Genomic DNA, 23343 nt, shown 5'->3' on the forward strand with positions numbered 1-23343 from the left:
ATAGAGAAAAAGTTTTTATAAGTGAGGAAGGGAAAGTGAATAAAATCAAATCATTATTGCAGTATCAAAAAGAAATCATTGAAGGTTTCTTTGTAAGTGCAGTAGGAAGTTGGGCGTTATGTTCAATAATACGAGGGGCATACAGGCACATTAATGATGTAAATTTTGGAGGAGCTACTAATATTGCCATTGTCATATGTCTATTTGTGATAGGTATGGCACTTATGGCCATGCTTTATATACATAAGGATTCCATGGCAAAACTGGCTATGTTTGCTTTTGTGTATCTTTTTGTAATTTTGTGCGCATGTCAGGGATATTCCGTTTCATGGGGAGATGCATCATATTATAACCGGATTGGAAATGTATGTTTCCAAACAGTGTTGTGTGTCATTGCAGTTTTGGCATTTATGTATGTGAAAGAGGATATTTTTAATATTTTTGCTAAAATTCATTTAACTAAAAAAGAAACATGGATTGTTGTAGCTGTAATTGGTGTTTTACTCTTTGCCTTTATAGGAGTGGTTACGGTATACAGATATCTTACATATAGCAATTCAACATTTGATTTTGGTATATTTGCTCAAATGTATGAATATATGAAGCAAAAAGGAACCATCAGTACTACAGTAGAGAGAAATAAATTGCTTTCACATTTTGCAGTGCATTTTTCACCTATATTTTATATAGCGCTTCCAATATATTTTATATTTGATAACGCCATAACAGTTCAGCTTATACAGGCATTTATGGTTGCCATTCCTGTTATACCAATAGTATTACTTTGTAAACATCACAAGTTATCTAACCAGATGGCAATTGCAGTTTCACTGATATATGTTTTATATCCGGCAACAGCAGGTGGAACATTTTATGATATTCACGAAAACTGCTTTATAACATTTTTTCTGTTGATGTTAGCCTGGACAGTTGAAAAAAAGAAGAACGTTGCAGCGGTTATATTCGCAATTTTGTCATTGATGGTTAAGGAAGATGCACCGGTTTATGTGTTTATATTGGGGATATTCTTCCTGTTTTCAAAGAAGGATAAAAAACGTGGTGTTATTCTTATTGTGGCATCAGCAATTTACTTCGCTATGGCAACAGCCATAGTAAACAGCTATGGTCTTGGAATACAGGAATATAGATTTGGAAATTTATACTTTACTCAGGATGGAGGTCTTATTCAGGTATTTGAGACGCTTTTGGCTAATCCGGGTTATGCCATCAGTCAGATTATAAGAAACACAAATGATAACTCAATGGATAAAATCGGATATATCATTTCCATGCTTGTTCCTGTAGCAGCAGTGCTTTTTACAACAGGAAAGAAGTATTCAAGATATATATTACTTCTTCCGTTTATAATCATTAATTTATTGCCGACATATTTATATATGCATGATATAACATTCCAATACGATTTTAGTGTTATAGCACTTATGATGTATGCAATTATATTAAACATAGCAGATATGGATATAAACAGGGCAAAGAAACTGGCAACTGTTTCGGTAATATGTGCCAGTGTAATGTTTATGGGAAGCATTTACCAGAAGGCACCGTATTATGTATCAAGATATAATGCGGACAAGGCTACATACCAGGGACTTAACAAGGCACTGGACATGGTTCCGGAGGATGCTTCAGTATGTGCATCAGGATTTTTGGTACCACATTTGTCAAAGAACCTTATTTTATATGATCAGAATCATCTTGAAAGTGATATATATACTGATTATCTGGTAGTGGATGCAAGATATGATACTGAAAAAGAGAAGTTTAGCAATATTATAGCTTCAGGCAAGTATGAAGTGGTGTATAATGTGGACGGATTAATAACAATTTACAAAAGAACTTCAAATTAAAAGTTAGAACACATCTCTTTATATTGAAAGGGATGTGTTTTTTTGCTATACTTTTATATGGATTTTTATGCCTTTTAAAGGTAAATATATAAGAAAGAGGATTTATAGGTGTCAATACTCATAAAAAACGGACGGGTTCTTAATCCATCAGAAAATCTTGACAGTGTTATGGATATTCTGATTGATAAGGGAGTAATAGTAAAAAAAGCTTCACATATTGAAAATGAAGCGAATCAGATTATAGATGCTAAAGGCTGTTATGTAATGCCGGGACTTATAGATTTGCATGTGCATTTCAGAGATCCGGGATTAACATATAAAGAAGATATAGAAACAGGAAGCAGGGCAGCTGCTAAAGGTGGATTTACTACCGTATGCTGCATGCCGAATACAAAACCTGTAGTAGATTCCCCGGAAACAGTTAAATACATTATAGATAAGGGAAAAGCCGTAGGGCTTACCAATGTACTTCCTGTAGGGGCAGTTACCAAAAACATGGCAGGAGTTGAAATTACAGATGTAGAGGGACTAAAGGCAGCAGGAATCTGTGCCATAAGTGAAGATGGAAAGTCTGTTATGAATTCCGGTGTATATAGAAAAGCAATGAAAAATGCTAAAAAAGCGGATATTCCGGTTTTGGCACATTGTGAAGACATAAACCTTGTAGAAGGCGGAGTTATTAACTTAGGAGACAAGTCAAAGGAGTTAGGGGTTAAGGGAATAAGCAATGCAGTGGAAGATGTTATAGCCTTAAGAGATATTCTTTTAGCAAAGGAAACAGGTGCTAAATTGCATTTATGCCATTGCTCCACAAAAGACAGCGTGGAAATGGTAAGACGTGCTAAGGAAGAGGGAGTAAAGGTTACCGCAGAGGTGTGCCCTCATCATTTTTCCATGTGCAGTGATGATATTACTTCTAATGATGCTAATTTCAAAATGAACCCTCCTCTTAGAACAAGAGAGGATATGGAAGCATTAATAAAGGGATTAAGTGATGATATAATGGATGTTATTTCCACAGACCATGCTCCCCACAGTGCAGAGGAAAAGGCGAAGGATTTAGAGCATGCACCTTTTGGAATCGTGGGACTTGAAACATCTGTGGCACTTACCATAACTAATCTGGTAAAAAAAGGACATATTACACCCCTTCAGATGGCTGCAAAAATGAGTTACAATCCTGCGAAGGTTCTTGGAATTAACAAAGGAACATTAAATGAAGGAGCCATAGCAGATGTTACCATTATCAATCCAAATAAAGAATATGTTATTGACTCAAATGAATTTGCTTCTAAAGGAAAAAATACACCTTTTAATGGTTACAGGGTATCCGGAGAGGTTGAATATACGATTTTAAATGGCAATGTAGTATACAATAAAGGAGAGAAATAGAATGATTAATAAATTAGTTAAGAAAATTAAAGAAACCAATGCACCGGTAGTAGTAGGTTTAGACCCTATGATGAGTTATTTGCCGGAGCATATTACAAAAAAGGCTTTTGAGGAATATGGAGAAACTCTTGAGGGAGCAGCAGAAGCTATATGGCAGTACAATAAAGGAATTATTGATGCTACATATGATTTAATTCCGGCAGTAAAACCGCAGATAGCCATGTATGAGCAGTTTGGTATTCCGGGACTTGTGGCATTTAAAAAGACTGTAGATTATGCAAAGGAAAAAGACTTAGTTGTAATAGGAGATGTAAAGCGTGGAGATATTGGCTCCACATCAGCAGCATATGCTACAGGTCATCTTGGAAAGGTTCAGGTTGGAAGCAAAACATATTCATTATTTGATGAAGACTTTGCAACTGTTAATCCATATCTTGGAACAGATGGAATCAAGCCTTTTATTGATGTATGTAAGGAAGAAAACAAGGGATTATTTATTTTAGTTAAAACTTCAAATCCATCAAGTGGAGAGTTTCAGGACAGATTAATTGATGGAAAGCCTTTGTATGAGCTTGTTGGTGAATATGTGGCAAAATGGGGTCAGGAGCACATGGGTGATGAATACAGCTACATTGGTGCAGTTGTAGGAGCCACATATCCGGAAATGGGAAAAGTTTTAAGAAAAATTATGCCAAAGAGCTACATTCTGGTACCGGGATACGGAGCACAAGGTGGAACTGCAGAAGGCTTAAGACCATATTTCAACGAGGACGGACTTGGTGCCATTGTAAACTCTTCAAGAGGAATTATATGTGCATACAAGCAGGATAAATATGCCAAATTTGGAGAATTAAATTATGCCGATGCATCACGTCAGGCAGTTATAGATATGATTGAGGATATTAATTCAATTTTCTAGTGAAATTTTAATAAGGATGGATTAGTTATGAGAGAAAAGGAAAAAGCAGTTGTTGTCAGTCAGGAATGCATTGGTACCGGAATTTACAGTATGATAATAAAAACTAAGGCGGCAGACAGTGCAGTTGCAGGGCAGTTTGTTTCAATTTACTGTAAGGACAAAACTAAATTGTTGCCAAGACCTATCAGCATATGTGAGATAGATAAGGAAAACGGAACAATCAGAATAGTATACCGTGTTGTTGGTGGCGGCACGGAAGAAATGTCAGGCTATAAGTCAGGAGACGGGATTGAATTAATAGGACCTCTTGGAAATGGATTTATGCAGCGTGAAAATAAAAAAGCCATTTTAATTGGTGGAGGAATTGGAATCCCACCAATGGTAGGTTTGGCAGAAGCATTAAAGGATAAGGCAGAGGTTCAGATTGTGGCAGGCTACAGGGATGAACTTTTTCTTACTAAGGAATTGCAGGAAAACGGAAGTCTTTATATCGCAACGGAAGACGGAAGCTGCGGAACTAAGGGAACGGTTATTGATGCCATAAAGGATAAAGAAATACAGGGAGACGTAATATACGCCTGTGGTCCAACACCTATGCTTAGGGCGATTAAAGAATATGCCATGGAAAAAGGAATAGAGTGTCAGCTTTCATTAGAAGAGAGAATGGCATGCGGTATTGGGGCGTGCCTTGCCTGTGTGTGTAAGTCAAAGGATAAGGATGCTCATTCAAATGTAAACAACAAACGTATTTGTAAGGATGGTCCGGTATTTTTGGCAGAGGAGGTAGAACTGTAATGAACACAAAAGTTAATATTGCGGGAGTTGAATTTAAAAATCCGGTTATGGTTGCCTCAGGAACTTTCGGTTCCGGAGCTGAATACGGAGAGTTTGTAGATTTAAACAGACTTGGAGCAGTAGTTACAAAAGGTGTGGCAAATGTACCATGGGAAGGAAATCCTACACCGAGAATTGCAGAAACTTACGGTGGAATGCTTAATGCAGTGGGACTTCAAAATCCGGGATATGATTTATTTGCCAAAAGAGATATTCCGTATTTACAGAACTATGATACCAATATAATTGTAAATGTATGTGGAAGAACTACGGAAGATTACATTGACGTAGTGGAAAAATTAGGACACGAAAGTGTTGATATGTTGGAAATAAATATTTCATGCCCGAATGTGAAGCATGGTGGAATTGCATTCGGTCAGGATCCAAAGGCGGTTGAGGCTATAACCAAGGCTGTAAAAGCGGTTGCAAAACAGCCGGTTATTATGAAATTAAGTCCAAATGTTACAGACATAACGGAAATGGCAAGAGCTGCAGAGGTAGGTGGCGCAGATGCTTTGTCTTTAATTAATACATTAACAGGAATGCAGATTGATGTTGAAAGACAGAAGTTTGTTTTAGCTAACAAAACAGGAGGATTATCAGGTCCTGCAATTAAACCTGTAGCTGTAAGAATGGTATATCAGGTGGCAAATGCGGTTAAAGTTCCTATTATTGGAATGGGCGGAATTGCAAGTGCTAAGGATGCTCTTGAATTTATATTAGCAGGTGCCACGGCAGTGTCGGTAGGAACGGCCAACTTTAACAATCCAAATACCACAATAGAAGTTATTGAAGGAATTGAGGATTATATGGAAAGACATGGAGTTGAAGATATAAACAATCTGATAGGAAGTGTTAAGTAAATTGAATATTTATAATAAGGAGATTTAACAATGGAAGCATATAAGAGTGAGTTTATAGAATTTATGGTAGAAAGTGATGTTTTAAAGTTTGGAGAGTTTACACTCAAAAGTGGTAGAAAATCTCCATTTTTTATGAATGCAGGAGCTTATGTTACAGGTTCCCAGCTTCACAGATTAGGTCAGTATTATGCAAAGGCAATACACGACAGATATGGTGATGATTTTGATGTGCTTTTCGGACCGGCATATAAGGGAATACCCCTTGCAGTGGTTACAGCTATTGCATTTAATGAATTATATGGAAAAGAAATCCGTTATTGTTCAGATAGAAAAGAAGAGAAAGACCACGGAGCAGACAAGGGAAGCTTCCTTGGAAGCACTTTAAAAGACGGTGACAGAGTGGTAATGATTGAAGATGTTACAACATCAGGTAAGTCTATGGAGGAAACAGTTCCAAAAGTAAAGGGAGCAGCAGATGTTACCATTGTAGGACTTATGGTTTCCCTTGACAGGATGGAAGTCGGAAAAGGTGGAGAAAAATGTGCCCTTGATGAAGTAAAGGATCTTTACGGATTTGAAACTAATGCCATTGTTACTATGGCAGATGTTGTGGAGCATTTATACAACAGAGAATGCAACGGAAAAGTTGTGATTAACGATGAGATAAAGTCAGCAATTGATAAGTATTATGAACAGTATGGTGCTAAATAGTCAGGAGATGCAAGTTGACAAAAACAGATAGAAGAGTCAGAAATTTTGGCAGATTATTTTTTGTACTTTATATGCTTGCTGCACTTTATTTTATGTTTTTATCGGAGACCTTAGACAGGTCAATGATTAGCAAAGAGTACAGGTACAATCTTACGTTATTTAAAGAAATAACGAGATTTTGGAACATGCGGCATACCTACGGTTGGAATGTAACTATTGCGAATTTAGTTGGAAATGTTGTATGTTTTATGCCGTTTGGCTTTTTGCTTCCAACTATTTCAAAGAAGAAAATATGCAAAAACATTATTAGTGTTACTCTTTTTGCCATGCTTTTTAGCCTTGCAATAGAGACAGCGCAGCTTCTGTTAAAGGTTGGGGCATTTGATGTTGATGATATTTTCTTAAACACCATAGGCGGTTTTTTAGGTTATGTAACAATGAAGTTTACAAGGGTGCGAAAGCACATATAAAGATACATAAAAAACAGATTGAGGGTAAATATAAGTGAGAAAGAGCAAGAAAGTAAGATTAGAAGAGAAAGAAGATAAAAAAGCAAAAAAAATTCCTCTTAGAAAGTATACAAAAGGTGGAAAATCCTCTACACTTATTGCCATTGAGAGCTTGCTGGTTATTATTTTGGCAATTGCAATTTCCGTGGCAATGAAAGGAAAAGCAGGAATTTACGTAGGTCTTTTGACTTTGTTTGCTTTTATTACATCTATTGCAGGGTTTATTGTAGGGATAAACAGCTTTAAAGAAGAGAATAAATTTATGATGTATACATACATTGGAACCATTGCCAATGCAGTTATATGGCTTGGAGTTTTGGGAATGTATTTAATTTATATTTAATGAGGTGCGTGTATGGATATCGTAAGAGAACGTTATGATATGGCAATAAGCAGAATTAATGAAATTGCCGGTGAAAGTCTCATAAAAGAGCCTTATGGAGATTATTTCAGAAGAACTGCAAAGTTTATTTGTCATTTAGACAACATATATCAGAAAATAATCAGCGGTGAAATAAAAAAGTTAGAGCTTAGGGAATTAGAACGCATTAACTATGATTTATATAGTGATGTATATAATGAAAATTATAGTGAAAGCTATGCAAATCCTGAGTTCGCAGTGAAAAAGCTTGGAGATGACTATGGAAAGATGCTGTGTTTTCTGTATGAACAAATAAGGAAAACTATCGGAAATCTTTATAGAAAACAGGAAGAAATCTCAGTATCATGGTTTGAACTTTTTATAGAAATATATGTTGATTTTGAGGCTATGGAGGACATAACCGTAGATGGAGTCAGGGAAACTCTCTGTTCCTTTATGAGAGATAATACTGAGATTTTTACTGAAGCTTCAGTTGATGCCATGATTAATCCTGACAATACCTTTGCAACGGATATTGTTACAAAAAGCGACCTGCAGGACTTGAGATATTTATATTATTACGGAGAACACGTGGGATATAATGAAATAGAAATGGCAAAATATCTTAATTCATTAGATCAGGAGAAAATCGACAGTTTAGCCTTTGTATACACGGAAGGGTACAGAAAGGGATTTATTAATACCGGAAAAGATTTATCAATTAAAGAAACTGTTGATATAAGATATAATATTGGATTTGAGCGAATTGTAAAAGCGGCCATTAAAAATTTTGAAAAAATGGGACTTAAGCCGGTTATTTACCCTAGAGGATATGGGTCTACAAATTTTAACAGGCAATACTGGTTTGACCACAAGTTTGACGAAGCATTGTACTTAGATAAGGCTTATGTAAAAAGAAAACTGGAAGTTTCTAAACAGGCTTTTGAAAACAGAAAAGAAATGGCTTCTAAAATGGCAGGTCCTGCTGTAATAGAGGTGTTTGGTGAAAATCCTTTTGAACCGGAAAACAAAAAAGAGGCATATTCCCTTGACGGAAAGCAGCAGAAGCTTAAGGTTGAGTTTACCATGGAGTATCAGCAAATCATTCAGGAATATATAAAAGGGGACGAAAGAAGTTTTACCATTATAGCATTCCCAATACCGGAATTTGGTGAGAATTTCAGGGAAATGTTCGATGCCACAGTGGAAATTAACACATTAGATGAGAAAAAATATGCAAAGGTTCAGCAATGTTTAATTAATGCCTTAGATAAAGCAGTTTATGTGAAAGTAAAAGGTCAGGGCAGGAACAAAACAGATATTAAGGTTATGATGCATGAACTGGCAAATCCTGAAAAAGAAACTAACTTTGAAAACTGTCTTGCAGACGTAAACATTCCTTTAGGGGAGGTTTTTACATCGCCTAAGCTTAAGGGAACTCAGGGACTATTACATGTAAGTGAAGTTTATTTAGGAAAACTTAAATATAAAAATTTTGAAATGACCTTTGAAGATGGAAAGGTTAAAGATTATAACTGTAGCAACTTTGATAGCGAAGAGGAAAATAAAATATATATAAAAGAAAATGTTTTATATAATCATGAAACTCTTCCTATAGGTGAATTTGCCATTGGTACTAATACAACAGCTTATGCTATGGCAGGAAAGTTTGGGGCAGTGTATAAGCTTCCTATTTTAATTGTGGAAAAAATGGGTCCTCATTTTGCAGTGGGAGATACCTGTTACAGTTATGAGGAAGAAATTAAAACCTATAACCCTGACGGAAAAGAAATCGTGGCCAGGGAAAATGAAGTATCGGCTCTTAGAAAAACTGATATTTCAAAGGCATATTTCGGATGTCATACAGATATAACCATTCCTTATGATGAAATAGGTGAAATTACGGCTGTAACTAAGGCAGGAGAAGAGATTACCATTATAAAGAATGGAAAATTTGTACTTGACGGCACGGAAATGTTAAATAAACCGTTATAAGTATGATTTTTTTCTTCATAATTTGTAAGTATTATGATACAATGAAGATTGTTGAAAAAATAACATATTTATCGAAAAGAAAAAGGAGAGCAAAATGTCTAAAGTAGGTATTGTAATGGGCAGTGATTCAGATCTGCCGGTAATGAGCAAAGCAGCAGAATTCCTTGATAAGATGGGAATTGATTATGAGATGACCATTATTTCAGCTCACAGAGAGCCGGATATATTCTTTGAATGGGCAAAAGGTGCAGAAGAAAGAGGAATTAAGGTTATAATAGCAGGAGCAGGAAAGGCAGCTCATCTTCCTGGAATGTGTGCAGCATTATTCCCAATGCCGGTTATTGGTATACCTATGAAGACTTCTGATTTAGGAGGAGTTGATTCACTATATTCTATCGTACAGATGCCATCAGGCATTCCTGTGGCTACAGTTGCCATTAATGGGGGACAGAATGCAGGAATCCTGGCAGCAAAGATTCTTGCCACATCAGATAATGACATTTTAAATAAACTAAAAGATTTCAGCAGGGAGATGAAAGATTCTGTTGTTGAAAAAGACGCCAGGTTAAAAGAAACCGGATACAAGAATTATTAGAGAAAACAAGAAGGAGTTTAATATGGATTACAAGAAGGCAGGAGTAGATATTGAAGCAGGATATAAGTCAGTTGAATTAATGAAAAAGCACATTAAGGAAACAATGAGACCGGAAGTGTTAGGTGGTATTGGTGGTTTTGCCGGTGCATTTGACATGGGCAAAATTAAAGGAATGGAGGAACCTGTTCTTTTATCAGGAACTGACGGATGTGGTACAAAAGTAAAATTAGCTTTTGTTATGGATAAGCATGACACAATAGGAATTGACTGTGTTGCCATGTGTGTTAATGATATTGCATGTTCAGGTGGAGAGCCTTTATTCTTCCTTGATTATATTGCATGTGGAAAGAACTATCCTGAAAAGATTGCTACTATTGTAAGTGGTGTGGCAGAAGGCTGTAAGCAGTCAGGGGCAGCACTTGTAGGTGGCGAGACAGCAGAACATCCAGGACTTATGCCGGTAGATGAATATGATTTGGCAGGATTTGCAGTAGGTGTGGTAGATAAAAAGGATTTAATTACAGGAGAAAACATTAAACCGGGAGACAAGCTTATTGGTATTGCTTCAACAGGTGTTCACAGCAATGGATTTTCCCTTGTAAGAAAAGTCTTTGACATGACAGAGGAAACTCTTAATACATATTATGATGAATTAGGAAAGACATTAGGAGAGGCATTAATTGCTCCTACAAGAATATATGTTAAGGCATTGAGAAATGTTAAGGATGCAGGAGTTAAAATAAAGGGATGCAGCCATATTACAGGTGGCGGATTCTATGAAAATATTCCTAGAATGTTACCTGATGGCGTAAAGGCAGTAGTTAAAAAGGACAGCTACAAGGTTCCTGCACTTTTTGACCTTCTTGCAAAAGAGGGAGATATTGCAGAGGAAATGATGTACAATACTTTCAATATGGGTATTGGCATGGTACTGGCAATTGATGAAACAGATGTAGAAAAGACAATGGAAGCATTAAAGGCAGCAGGCGAAACATGTTATGAATTAGGATATGTTGAAGCCGGAGAAAAAGGTGTTGAATTATGTTAAGAGTTGGAGTTTTAGTTTCCGGTGGAGGAACAAACCTTCAGGCAATAATTGATGCAGTTAAAAGTGGAGACATTACAAATGCTTCAATAGAAGTAGTTATTAGTAATAAAAAAGATGCATATGCCCTTACAAGGGCAAAGGAAAATGGCATAGCAGCTGAATCAGTATGTATAAAGGATTTTGAAAGCAGGGAAAAGTTTAATGATGCTTTAATAGAAAAGATTGATTCATACAATTTAGACCTTATTGTATTAGCCGGATTTTTAGTTGTGTTGCCGCCTGAACTTATTGCAAAATACAGAAACAGAATTATAAATATTCATCCGTCTTTAATACCATCATTTTGCGGTAACGGATTTTATGGATTACATGTTCATGAAAAAGCGTTAGAAAGAGGTGTTAAGGTTACAGGTGCCACGGTGCATTTTGTAGATGAAGGTACAGATACAGGTCCTATTATTTACCAGAAGGCTGTTGAAGTATTGCCGGGAGATACACCGGAAATTTTGCAGAAGCGTGTTATGGAGCAGGCTGAATGGAAGATTTTACCAAAGGCCATCAACGACATAGCAAACGGAATTATTTGAGGAGGAAACGTTTATAGAAAATGAAGAAGTTCATTTTTAGGAATGTTTCCGACGAATTGCCAACCACCGAAGGTAGGAGGCGTTACATATTTAAGGAGAGACAAAGATGAAAGTTTTAATTGTTGGAAGTGGTGGAAGAGAGCATGCTGTTGCAACTTCAGTTGCAAAAAGCAGCAAAGTTGATAAGATTTACTGTGCACCGGGAAATGCAGGAATCGGACAGATAGCTGAATGTGTTAATATTGGTGCAATGGAATTTGACAAGTTAGTTGACTTTGCAAAGGAAAATGAAATTGATCTTACGGTAGTAGGAATGGATGATCCTTTAGTTGGTGGTATAGTTGACAAGTTTGAAGAGGCAGGACTTAGAGTGTTTGGCCCAAGAAAAAATGCTGCAATACTTGAAGGCTCAAAGGCTTTCTCAAAAGATTTAATGAAGAAATATAATATTCCTACAGCAGGATATGAGAACTTTACTTCACCTGAGGCAGCAATGGAATATCTTGAAACTTCCAAGTATCCTATAGTTCTTAAGGCAGACGGGCTGGCTCTTGGTAAAGGGGTGCTTATCTGTCAGACAAAGGAAGAAGCTATGGATGGTGTTAAAGAACTGATGCTTGATAAGAAGTTTGGTAATGCCGGAAATACTATTGTTATAGAAGAATTTATGACAGGACGTGAGGTTTCAGTTCTTTCTTATGTAGATGGAAAAACAATTAAAATTATGACATCAGCACAGGATCATAAACGTGCAAAGGATGGTGATAAGGGACTTAACACCGGAGGAATGGGAACATTCTCACCAAGTCCGTTTTACACACCAGAAGTTGATGAATTTTGTAAGAAATATATATATCAGGCAACCGTTGATGCAATGGCTTCTGAGGGAAGAGAATTTAAGGGAATTATTTTCTTTGGACTTATGCTTACTGAAGATGGACCAAAGGTACTTGAATACAATGCAAGATTCGGTGATCCTGAAGCACAGGTAGTTCTTCCAAGAATGAAAAATGACATTGTTGATGTTTTTGAAGCATGTATTGACGGGACTCTTGATAAGATTGAATTAGAGTTTGAGGATAATGCAGCAGTTTGTGTCGTTTTAGCCAGCGACGGATATCCGGTTTCTTATGAAAAGGGCTTTGAAATCAAAGGATTGGAAAACTTTGAAAACAAAGAAGGATATTATGTTTTCCATGCAGGAACTAAATTATCTGATGGGAAAATAGTTACTAATGGAGGTCGTGTCCTAGGTGTTACAGCTAAGGGAGCTAACCTTAAAGAAGCAAGAGCCAACGCATATGAAGCAACAAAATTAATTGATTTTGAAAATAAATATATGCGTAATGACATAGGAAAGGCTATAGACGAGGCATAATTGTCATATAATTAAGGTTTAAGAATAAATAATAAAAGATACACAAGAATCTTTTGTAAAAGGATGGTAATGATATGATGAAAATTAGAAATCTGTGGGTAACGGTTGTAACTTTATTTGTTTTAGTTATTGGAACTGCTACATGTGTAAGTGCAGACCAGGCAACGGATTTGTCTTCACTAAAGGTATATGCAGTAGATGCAGCAGGAAATAAGACAGAAGTTAAGATGAATTTTAATTCAACTACTTATACGTATAATCTTACAGTGTTGTCTACTACTGAAAAAATTCAGATAGAAGCAGTGCCGGCTGATTCCACATCTAAAGCTGTTGTTGAAAAAGAGTGGGCAAACACAAAGATGGATACAGGAAAAAACTTAACAGAAGTATCTGTAACATCAACAAGTGGAACTGTTCAGAAATATACTTTGAATACAACAAAGCTGACTGCTGATGAAGATGAATCATATAAGGCAGAAAATGGAGATGGTTCAAATACATCTGACACTCCGAAAACAGACAGCAGTTCTAAGGAAACAACGGTAAAAGTAGGAAAGAAACAGATGAAAATATCTTCATCTTTTCCAAAAGCAGATATTCCTGACGGATTTACAAAGTCAAGTGAAAAATACAATGATAAGAAGTATACATGTATCAAAGGCGAAGTAAAGAAAATCACTGCATTTTACCTTTATAATGATGATACAAAGGGATTTTATATATATGACAAGGATAAAGATGTATTTTATCCAATGTATAATATAAAAATCAAAAGCAGAATGTATACCATTGTAAAACCGGAAAAAACAGATGGTATTCTTAAGAATTATGACAAGAAGAAAATAACAATAGTTGATAATGAAGTAAATGCCTGGGCATTAGATGAAGAGCAGGGAATGTATTTAGTTTATGCCATGAACTGGAATGGAGAAACAAATCTTTACTGCTATGATGATAATGAGAAGTGCTTCCAGAGATATTTAGTATCAAATGATGCAAATAATCAGTCAGAGGCAGCAGCTAAAGCCTATAATAACCTTGAAAAAGATTATAACAAGCTTGTGGAAAAATATAATATTTTCTTAAAAGTTATGTGTGGATTGGTTGTTGTTATAATTATTTTGATTTTCCTGTGTATTAACATTGGTTTAAACAAAAAGGAAAAGAGGATTAAGAAAGACAAAGACAACAATTATAAGCCTGATGTAGAGGAAACAAAAGAAGAGAGTCCTAAAAAGAAAAAGAAGAAGTCAAAGAAAGAAAAGAAGGCAGAAGAGGAAGAAGATATAGATAATATTGATTCTGAAGAGCCTTTAGAAGAAATTGAAGAGCCTGTAGAGGAATTTATTCCGGAAGATATACAGGAGAATGTGCAGGAAGACAATGAAGAGGCTCCTACATTTAACCTTGAATCAGATGAGCTTACACCGGAAGAGGAAGATGATTCATCAAAGTTCTTTGGAAGAGATGTTATGACAAGAACTTATGGTGACCAGCCTACTTTTGGTTCGGATTTAGAATCTGATGAAGGATTTTACGGTGGAGAAGATGATGAAGACGGAGAAGTTTTCATTGATATTACAGAGGATGAAACCGTAGAAGAAATTCCTGAAACTGTAGAAGATAATCAGGAGAAAGCACCGGAGACAATTTCAAAAGAAGAAAAAATTGAAAATGATACAAAGGCAGCTCAAAAAGAAACGGAAGAAGATATAAAAGAAACATTAAAGTCCATGCTTGCTGATGATGAAGAAGAGGACGATGATGATTTTGAATTTATTGATATTAATTAATAAGTAGCAGATAATAACAAAGGAGTGATTCTAACAAAAATACAGGTTAGAGTTACTCCTTTCTTAAAAAACAGTTTAAATATTTGACATAAATAATGGTTATACTTTATATCTGACAATAATATGGAGGAAGAACAGATGGGAAAATATGTTTTTACGCAACAGGCTGATAGGGCATTAGCCTATGCTAATTATATTGCTCACCTTTGTAAAATTAAATATATAGGAACAGAACATATTTTAGCCGGTATGTGCAGAGTGGCAGACAGTGTTACGGCTAAACTGCTTAGTCACTACAAATTCACATATTCAGATGTTATCGGGTTTATGGAAGCAGGTTATGACGTGGATATTAAGGCGAAGGACGTTATACCGGATAAAAGACAGTTAGAATATAATTATAAAGCTAATTTAATATTGGAAAATGCCTATAGTGAAGCTAATATGCAGGGACTTAAGGAAATAGGAACCGAGCATATTTTAATGGCAATGGTTACAGATAGAACATGTGAAGCCGGCAAAATACTTACCAGTTATGATGTTAATACAAAGAAAGTATGCATGGATATATTAAGGCTTTGTGGTCGCAGTCAAAGTGAGGCAAAGAAGTATTTTAAGGATGACAGAAAAGGAAATGGCAGACAAAGCAGAAAAACAGCCTTGGAAAAATACGGAAGAAATCTAACTGAAGAAGCAAGAGAAGGCAAGTTAGACCCGGTTATAGGCAGGGATATTGAAATTCAAAGAGCATTGCAGATACTTAGCAGGAAAACAAAGAACAATCCTTGTTTAATTGGAGAGCCGGGAGTTGGAAAAACAGCTATCGTTGAGGCAATTGCCACAAGAATTGTGGAGGGAAAAGTTCCAAAAAACATGGAGGACAAGGAAATCATAAGTCTTGATTTAACCGGCACCGTGGCAGGGGCTAAGTACAGAGGAGAATTTGAAGACAGATTAAAAAGTATCATAGATGAAGTTGAGGCAGCAGGAAATGTAATAATATTTATTGATGAAATTCATATGATTGTAGGGGCAGGAAGTGCTGAAGGCTCAATGGATGCTTCTAATATATTAAAGCCTTCCCTTACAAAGGGAACTTTGCAGGTAATAGGTGCCACAACTATTAATGAATACAGAAAATATTTTGAAAAGGATGCTGCTTTAGAAAGAAGGTTCCAGCCAATAACAGTAGAAGAACCAACTAAGGAGCATGCAATAGAAATTCTTAAAGGCCTAAGAAAGTCCTATGAGGATTTCCACAAAATAAATATTACTGATGAAGCCATTGAAGCAGCGGTAAAACTGTCAATGAGATATATTAACGACAGAAATCTGCCGGATAAGGCAATTGACTTAATAGATGAAGCCTGCTCAAAGAAACGTATTCATGAGGATCCGAAGCCTAAGGCTATTAGAAATAAAGAGATACAAATAGCTGAACTTAAATTAGAATTGGATATGTATGTTAGAAATGCTGATTTTAGTACAGCAGCAGAAATTAAAAAGAAGCTGGACAAATTAGAAAACAGGGTAAAGATTGAAAATGAAAAGTGGGAATTATCAGAGAAGGAAAACAGACAGAAGATTACTGACAGGGAAATTGAGGATATAGTATCAATGTGGACCGGTATTCCTGTTACTAAATTAGAAAAAAATGAGCAAAAGAGACTTCTTAAACTGGAAGAAGTTTTGCATAAACGAATGGTAGGACAGGATGAGGCAGTAAGTGCCGTGGCAAAAGCCGTAAGAAGAGGTCGTGTAGGACTTAAAAATCCTAACAGACCTATAGGTTCATTTTTGTTTTTAGGGCCTACAGGTGTGGGAAAAACAGAGCTTTCAAAGGCTTTGGCAGAAGCTGTTTTTGGCACCGAGGATTCCATTATCAGAATTGATATGTCTGAATATATGGAAAAACACAGTGTCTCAAAAATGATAGGTTCACCTCCGGGATATGTGGGATATGATGAGGGCGGTCAGCTCAGTGATAAGGTAAGAAGAAATCCTTATTCTGTTATTCTTTTTGATGAAGTGGAAAAAGCCCATCCGGATGTATTTAATGTACTTTTACAGGTGTTAGATGACGGTCATATTACAGACTCAAAGGGTCGGAAAGTAAGCTTTAAGAATACTATTATCATTATGACAAGTAATGTGGGAGCAAACAGAATTGTGGATCCGAAAAATTTAGGCTTTGGTGTTGTAAATGACGAAAAGAAGGACTACGAAAAAATGAAATCTGACGTTATGGAAGAAGTTAAGCTTATGTTTAAGCCTGAGTTTATCAACAGAATTGATGACATAATAGTATTCCATTCTCTTACTGAAAAAGAGGTTAAAAATATCGTAGGCATAATGCTTAAAAATCTGGCAAAACAGATAAAAGAGCAAATGGCAATAGAACTTAAATTTACGGAGACCTTAAAAAATATGATAGCTAAGGAAAGCTATGACAAAAAATTCGGAGCAAGACCACTTAGAAGGAAAATTCAGTCAAAGGTGGAGGATGCTTTAGCAGAAGAGGTGCTTTCCGGCAATGTAAATAACAATGATAAAGTTACTGTTTCATGTAAAAATGGAAAGGTAACCTTTAAGGTGGACAGGGAAAATAAGCAGGAAAATTAATTGAAAAAAAGTTATAAAAAATTCATACTTTTTTCGCAATTATTTGTAGTTTTATGGTACAATGTTCATATCTAGAGAAAGGTCACCAAAGTGACAGTGAACAGGAGGATGAAATGGCAACAGTCAAGGAATTAATCAAAAAAGAAAGTAACGGATCAATTAGTTTTGGTAACTATGATTTACCGGAAAAGAAGAAACTTGCAGATTTTGAGGTAGCAGGTGACTTGTATAAGGTAAAGACATGGAATGAAATGACAAAATTAGAAAGAAACGGAACTTTTGTGTATGAATCAATTCCGGGAACAGCAGTAAATGTTTTTAAAGAGACAGCAGATGAAGTTACTTTCTTCGTTGAAGGTACAGGACAGACACAGATTACATTAGAATTAGAATCAAACAAGGAATACAGTGTGTTTGTGGATGACAAGGATTTAGGCGTTTCTAAAACTGATGTTGGAGGAAAGATTACATTTGACGTTGACTTGCAAAAAGGCAGCATGACCGTGGTTAAAGTTGTAGCTGCATAAACAGGTACGAAATTAACGAAGCTGTTGTATTAATGTGAATATAATTTTGCATTAGTACAGCAGCATTGTTTTTTATATAATAAACTAATTGGGAAAAGGAAAAATATGGCAAAATCAGGAAAAACAGTATTCTTCTGTAAAGAGTGCGGATATGAATCCTCAAAGTGGATGGGAGTGTGTCCGGGGTGCAGGGAAGTAGGCACTTTTGTGGAAGAATTGGTTAAAAATAACGGTAAGCAGACAAAAAGAAGTCTGTTAAACAGCAAGCCTGTGGCTATTAATGAAGTTACGGCTAATGATGAAGAAAGAATAACTACGGGATTTACTGAATTAGACAGGGTTTTAGGTGGCGGAATAGTTCCCGGAGCACTTATTTTGGTAGGGGGAGATCCGGGAATAGGAAAGTCCACACTTTTACTTCAGGTATGTAGAAATATGTCAGGGGCAGGAAAAAACATACTTTATATATCAGGAGAAGAGTCCTTAAAACAAATAAAACTTAGAGCTAACAGAATGGGAAAGTTTAGTGACAATCTTAAGCTGCTTGCAGAAACCAGTCTTGACTCCATTGAAAGTGTGATAACAGAGGTAAAGCCTGATGCAGTGGTAATAGATTCCATTCAAACCATTTTTAGGGAAGACATTAGTTCGGCTCCGGGAAGTGTAAGTCAGGTAAGGGAGTCAACTAATACTCTTATGCAAATAGCGAAGGGAAATACCATTCCCGTTTTTATAGTAGGTCATGTAACAAAAGAAGGCGTAGTGGCAGGCCCAAGAGTCCTTGAACACATGGTAGATACTGTACTTTATTTTGAAGGGGACAGACATGCTGCATATAGAATTATAAGAGGCGTAAAAAACAGATTCGGTTCCACAAATGAAATAGGTGTTTTTGAAATGAGAGAGGATGGGCTAAAGCAGGTGCTTAATCCTTCTGAATTTATGCTTTCAGGAAGACCGGAGGATGCATCAGGTTCTGTGGTGGCATGCCTTATGGAGGGAACAAGACCTATATTAGTAGAGGTTCAGGCACTTATATCCCATACTAACTTTGGAATGCCAAGAAGAACATCTGTAGGTACTGATTACAACAAGGTTAATCTTCTTATGGCAGTTATTGAGAAAAAAATGGGAATACAAATGGGAGATTATGATGCCTATGTTAATATTGCAGGAGGAATGAAAATAACAGAGCCGGCTCTTGATTTAGCTTTGGTTATGGCATTAATCAGTAGCTACAAAAACCGTCCCTTAGATTCTAAGACCATTGTTTTTGGGGAAGTAGGCTTAGCAGGAGAAGTAAGAGCGGTGTCTCAGGCACAGCAAAGAGTAATGGAAGCAAAAAAACTGGGATTTAAAAGATGTATTATGCCTGAAGTATCTGTGGGAAATTTGAAAAATACGGAAGGAATTGAATTAGTTGGTGTAAGAAATATAAATGAGGCAGCTAATGTAATATAAGCTGCCTAAAAAGAAAAAGTTCTGAATACCTTTAAAAAGGACTCAGAACTCTTTAAATAGCAGGGGTGGTAGGAATCGAACCCACCTCTGGAGTTTTGGAGACTCTTATTCTACCGATGAACTACACCCCTATTTGCAATTTTGCACAACAAAGATATTTATACCATAATTAGATTTCACTGTCAAGAAAAATATGTCATATTTTTGTGAAGTTATGTCATATTTCTTTCAGGGATATCATATTTTAGGTTTAATTGTTTGGAAAAATTAAATGTGTTATGTTGAATATATATAAAAAGTAGGAGGTATACATTTATGAAAAAAAGATTAATGATATTGTGTCTTGCTGTTGCATTGATTATAACATCATTGCCGGGACAAAACGGTTTGAAAAATGTGAAGGCGGAAGATGAAGGAGCAATTAATGACGGAGTATATGTTATTCAATCGGTCTATAACCAAAAAGCAATAACCCAGACAGATGTATCAAATTATTATGCTGATTGCGTTGTATGGAATACTGATGCCCTAAGTGACTTAGCGAGATTTAATGTAAAGAAAGAAGGAGAATATTATACATTTACAAATACTGTTACGGACAAAACTATGAAAATAACAGGAAAAAGTAATGGTGATAAGCTGGATTTTAATGGAAATGATGGTACGGATATTTACAAATGGAAACTGGTTCCTATAACAGAAGGCAAATATGAAGGTTGTTATTATATTGTGTCTGCTGTAAAAAACGACAACGGTGAGGAGGAATGTGCGGAAATTATCAGTGATGATGACAAAAGGGATAAAGATGGTGCTCAGGTTCGTTTGTGGACTAAAGCAAAAAGTATAGATTATGAACCGAGACAAATATGGAAGTTAAAAAAGACCAGTGTGGAATATAATGGATTTACAGAGGAAATGAATGACACCATGGTAAATGCGTTTAAAGATTACTATTATAAATACTATGAAAAAACAGGGTATATGACATTTCATAGTAGTGATGATGGTTTTTGGGGAGAGGCAGAAATAATGGAAGCACTTCTTGATGGCTATGAAACAACAGGTAAAGCAATATATAAAGATATGTTTGTTACAACTTATAAAGATTTTATAGCAACCAACGGAGAAGATTGGGCATGGAAGGATTGGAATGACGATTTGGCATGGGCAGTCTTGGCATCGGTTAGAGCATATATTTTGTTTGGTGATGAACAATACTTAACATATGGTAAACATAATTATGATTTAATGTACGAAAGAGCAAATAAGAGAAGCGACGGAATGCTTATATGGAAAATGAATCATGAGAATGATGATACAACATCCTGTATTAATGGACCTGCAACAGTGGGGGCATGCTATCTGGCTGAAGCAACGGGGGATATGTCTTATTATGAAAAAGCAAAAAAACTGTATTCAGCCTGGAGAAACAGTTCTATGTATGTACGAGAAGGAGAGGAAATAGGGCATGTCTGGGATACAATGCATGAATACTGGTGCTCAACATATAATCAGGGGACATTTATTGGAGCGGCAACAATGCTTTATGAACACTTTGGAGACAATAGTTATTATGAAGATGCCTGCAATGCTGTAAATCATACAATGAAAGCTTTGTGTTATAACAATATATTAATTAAGGAAGATGCATATATCACAGACAACTCAAAAATGCGTGGAATTTTAATGAGATATTTAAGAAAGTTCATAGTGGATTTCAACAGACCGGAATATTTATCATTCTTCCGGGATAATGCAAAAATAGCATGGATGAATAAAAACTCAAAGAATTTGCAATGGTGTGTATGGAATAAGAAAACATCAGAAGATGTAACATGGGAATGCTACACAGCGTATAATGCCATATCTCTTATGGCAAATATGCCTACATATTCTGACAGACTTGAAAGAGATGCATATTCACTTATAGAAGCAGAGGATATGGACTATACTAAAGGTTTGATTTCTGAAAACAGTGATAACACCAGTGGAGGAAGAAGTCTGGGTGGAATTAATAGTGGAGATTACACTGCATACTATAACGTTGATTTTGGAAAAACAGGATGTTCAAAAGTTAAACTTAGATATTCAAGAAAAACAGAAGATGCAGAAAAAAAGGGGAGAATAGAAATAAGGCTTGGTTCTACAAATGGAACCATAATTGCAAGTGTTCCATTAGATAATACAGGTGACTGGAGTGATTGGAGAGAAATTTCTGTTGATACAGCAAGAGTAAAGGGTGTACAAAATTTATATGTCATTTTCAAGTCAGATACTGAACATGTATGTAATTTGGACTATATACAGTTTGAAAAGGCAACAGATAATTCCCAGGGATATATGTTTCTTTATTCAGAGTCTAATGATAAATATGCCCAGTTGAAAAATGGAACAAAAGATACAACTATTTTAGCAAGAAGTACCAGTAGAGGAGATTGGGAGCAAATAGGTATAGTTAATAATTCTGATGGTACAGTTTCATTTAAGTCTTTAGTTACTGAAAAATATATAAGGGCAGCATATGGCTCAAATGGATATTATATTACTGCAAATGCAGATACCATTGATGATGAGTCAAAATTTATAGTTGAAAACTTAAATGAAGAATCAGATGATACATCGGTGGCAATAAAATCTGTTAAGACAGGTAAATACCTGTTAGTTGACCCTGAAGATGAAGAAATGTATATTCTGGCTAATGCAGATAAAGTGACAGGAAATCAAGAAAAATTCAGGTTTTTAACAGCAGATGGAAGCAAAATTTTGCCTAAAGGTGCAATATATAATATTGTAACAAGCCCTGAACTAAAAATAGAGGGATACCAGATAAGTACAACATTAGGAGGAATAAGAACTATTGCGTCTGTTGAACCCAAAATAAATGAAGAACAAGTTGTAAAGTGGGGATTTATTTATGGTGTGTCAGAAGTAGACGGTATAAAAACCAATATTAAGGAATCAGAGATGGTCGTTAATAGTAGTAATAAATATATTGCAAGCTTTGAATCTACCGCTAATGGAACTGCTGCACAAAAATTTGGAGAATCCGATACGGCAACATACTATGTAAGAACAATAAAGTTCGGAGCATTTTCCACTAAGGAATTTACATCAAAGTATATGGTCAGGGCATATGCCGTACTGGATGATGGTACCTATGTATATGGAGACAATATTTCACAATATTCTATTTACGATGTTGCAAAAAATCTTTATGAAAATGTAAAGATGAATACAAAGGAAGCTCATGCCTATCTTTTTAATAAAATAGTTAAAGTTGTTAATAAGGATGCAAAAGAAATAGATTATGATTGGGGAAATACAATAGTCACTCCGTAGTCATAAAAGGAATAAAAAAAGGACTTTTACGCATAATTGTTTTAGGAAATAATTCATAAAAACAATTATGTAAAATAGTAATAAAAGCATACAAAATACGAAATAGTAAAAATATACAACAACTGTTATAAAATGATACTTGTATATAATTATTCTATGATATATCATACTTGATAAGAAATGAAATTATAAAGACAATGTGGATAGAAAGGAGGAGCCTGTATTGATTAAAGAAACCGTGGATGCAATTAGAATTGCAGAGTCAGATGCTGAAAAAACGGTAATGACGGCAAAGGATAATGCAATGAACATGAAAAATGACATTAAGATAAGGGCACAATCATATAGGGAAGAGGAAACAGATAAAGTGAAAGATAAAGCCCGCAGGGATATGGAAGAAACCATTAAAAGTTGCAGCGAGGCAGACAGAGAATTTAATGCAGAAATTGACAAGCAGGTAATAAAACTAAAGGAAGAGGCAGCAGAAAGGCAGCCAGAGGCAGTAAAAGCTGTAATTGATGCATTGTTTTAGGAGGTTTTT

At 35.7% G+C, this 23343-nt stretch carries 19 protein-coding genes and 1 tRNA gene; 19 read left to right on the plus strand and 1 reads right to left on the minus strand.

Annotated features, from left to right (window positions below):
• Positions 1–35: 35 nt before the first annotated feature.
• From DWW68_RS06620 to radA, 17 genes are all read left to right on the plus strand, one after another.
• Positions 36–1868, plus strand: coding sequence for a DUF2079 domain-containing protein (locus tag DWW68_RS06620; protein WP_118589798.1), 1833 nt, complete (start codon positions 36–38; stop codon positions 1866–1868).
• A 108-nt stretch (positions 1869–1976) separates the two neighbouring features.
• Complete coding sequence (locus tag DWW68_RS06625) at positions 1977–3260, plus strand: dihydroorotase (RefSeq protein WP_118589797.1); 1284 nt, start codon at positions 1977–1979, stop codon at positions 3258–3260.
• A gap of 1 nt (position 3261) precedes the next feature.
• The gene (pyrF, locus tag DWW68_RS06630) at positions 3262–4179 is read left to right on the plus strand and encodes an orotidine-5'-phosphate decarboxylase (protein WP_021951847.1); all 918 of its coding nucleotides are present in this window, start codon (positions 3262–3264) and stop codon (positions 4177–4179) included.
• A gap of 27 nt (positions 4180–4206) precedes the next feature.
• The gene (locus tag DWW68_RS06635) at positions 4207–4974 is read left to right on the plus strand and encodes a dihydroorotate dehydrogenase electron transfer subunit (RefSeq protein ID WP_021951848.1); all 768 of its coding nucleotides are present in this window, start codon (positions 4207–4209) and stop codon (positions 4972–4974) included.
• A complete protein-coding gene (locus DWW68_RS06640; protein ID WP_118589796.1) occupies positions 4974–5876 on the plus strand; it encodes a dihydroorotate dehydrogenase in 903 nt (300 codons plus the stop codon). The genes DWW68_RS06635 and DWW68_RS06640 overlap by 1 nt, the downstream gene beginning before the upstream one ends.
• Before the next feature lie 30 nt (positions 5877–5906).
• Positions 5907–6587 carry an orotate phosphoribosyltransferase gene (pyrE, locus tag DWW68_RS06645; RefSeq protein WP_118589795.1) on the plus strand — a complete coding sequence of 227 codons (681 nt, stop codon included), beginning with the start codon at positions 5907–5909 and terminating at the stop codon, positions 6585–6587.
• Between the two features lie 14 nt (positions 6588–6601).
• Positions 6602–7057, plus strand: coding sequence for a VanZ family protein (locus DWW68_RS06650; protein WP_243053104.1), 456 nt, complete (start codon positions 6602–6604; stop codon positions 7055–7057).
• Between the two features lie 34 nt (positions 7058–7091).
• A complete protein-coding gene (locus DWW68_RS06655) occupies positions 7092–7439 on the plus strand; it encodes a DUF6142 family protein (RefSeq protein WP_021951852.1) in 348 nt (115 codons plus the stop codon).
• 12 nt (positions 7440–7451) lie between these two features.
• Complete coding sequence (locus tag DWW68_RS06660; protein WP_118589794.1) at positions 7452–9452, plus strand: aminopeptidase; 2001 nt, start codon at positions 7452–7454, stop codon at positions 9450–9452.
• A 94-nt stretch (positions 9453–9546) separates the two neighbouring features.
• Positions 9547–10047, plus strand: coding sequence for a 5-(carboxyamino)imidazole ribonucleotide mutase (gene purE / locus DWW68_RS06665; protein WP_118589793.1), 501 nt, complete (start codon positions 9547–9549; stop codon positions 10045–10047).
• A 22-nt stretch (positions 10048–10069) separates the two neighbouring features.
• Entirely contained in the window at positions 10070–11095 is a 1026-nt protein-coding gene (gene purM, locus DWW68_RS06670) for a phosphoribosylformylglycinamidine cyclo-ligase (RefSeq protein ID WP_118589792.1), read from the plus strand.
• The gene (purN, locus tag DWW68_RS06675) at positions 11089–11682 is read left to right on the plus strand and encodes a phosphoribosylglycinamide formyltransferase (protein WP_118589791.1); all 594 of its coding nucleotides are present in this window, start codon (positions 11089–11091) and stop codon (positions 11680–11682) included. Before purM ends, purN begins: the two co-directional genes overlap by 7 nt.
• Before the next feature lie 106 nt (positions 11683–11788).
• Positions 11789–13060 carry a phosphoribosylamine--glycine ligase gene (gene purD / locus DWW68_RS06680; protein ID WP_118589790.1) on the plus strand — a complete coding sequence of 424 codons (1272 nt, stop codon included), beginning with the start codon at positions 11789–11791 and terminating at the stop codon, positions 13058–13060.
• Positions 13061–13134: 74 nt separating this feature from the next.
• A complete protein-coding gene (locus tag DWW68_RS06685) occupies positions 13135–14853 on the plus strand; it encodes a cadherin-like beta sandwich domain-containing protein (protein WP_118589789.1) in 1719 nt (572 codons plus the stop codon).
• Between the two features lie 138 nt (positions 14854–14991).
• Entirely contained in the window at positions 14992–17475 is a 2484-nt protein-coding gene (locus DWW68_RS06690) for an ATP-dependent Clp protease ATP-binding subunit (RefSeq protein ID WP_118589788.1), read from the plus strand.
• Positions 17476–17588: 113 nt separating this feature from the next.
• Complete coding sequence (locus DWW68_RS06695) at positions 17589–18002, plus strand: hypothetical protein (protein ID WP_021951860.1); 414 nt, start codon at positions 17589–17591, stop codon at positions 18000–18002.
• 105 nt (positions 18003–18107) lie between these two features.
• The gene (gene radA, locus DWW68_RS06700; protein WP_021951861.1) at positions 18108–19463 is read left to right on the plus strand and encodes a DNA repair protein RadA; all 1356 of its coding nucleotides are present in this window, start codon (positions 18108–18110) and stop codon (positions 19461–19463) included.
• Positions 19464–19523: 60 nt separating this feature from the next.
• Here the strand turns inward: radA and DWW68_RS06705 are convergent.
• Positions 19524–19594 (minus strand) — tRNA-Trp (locus tag DWW68_RS06705).
• A 184-nt stretch (positions 19595–19778) separates the two neighbouring features.
• Here DWW68_RS06705 and DWW68_RS06710 point away from each other — a divergent pair.
• Together DWW68_RS06710 and DWW68_RS06715 are read left to right on the plus strand one after the other, a co-directional pair.
• On the plus strand, positions 19779–22802 hold the full coding sequence (locus DWW68_RS06710; RefSeq protein WP_118589787.1) for a glycoside hydrolase family 76 protein: 3024 nt from the start codon (positions 19779–19781) through the stop codon (positions 22800–22802).
• A gap of 223 nt (positions 22803–23025) precedes the next feature.
• The gene (locus tag DWW68_RS06715) at positions 23026–23334 is read left to right on the plus strand and encodes a hypothetical protein (RefSeq protein WP_118589786.1); all 309 of its coding nucleotides are present in this window, start codon (positions 23026–23028) and stop codon (positions 23332–23334) included.
• Positions 23335–23343 lie beyond the last annotated feature (9 nt).

The organism is Eubacterium sp. AF16-48 (assembly GCF_003479405.1).
Lineage (GTDB): Bacteria > Bacillota > Clostridia > Lachnospirales > Lachnospiraceae > Eubacterium_G > Eubacterium_G segne.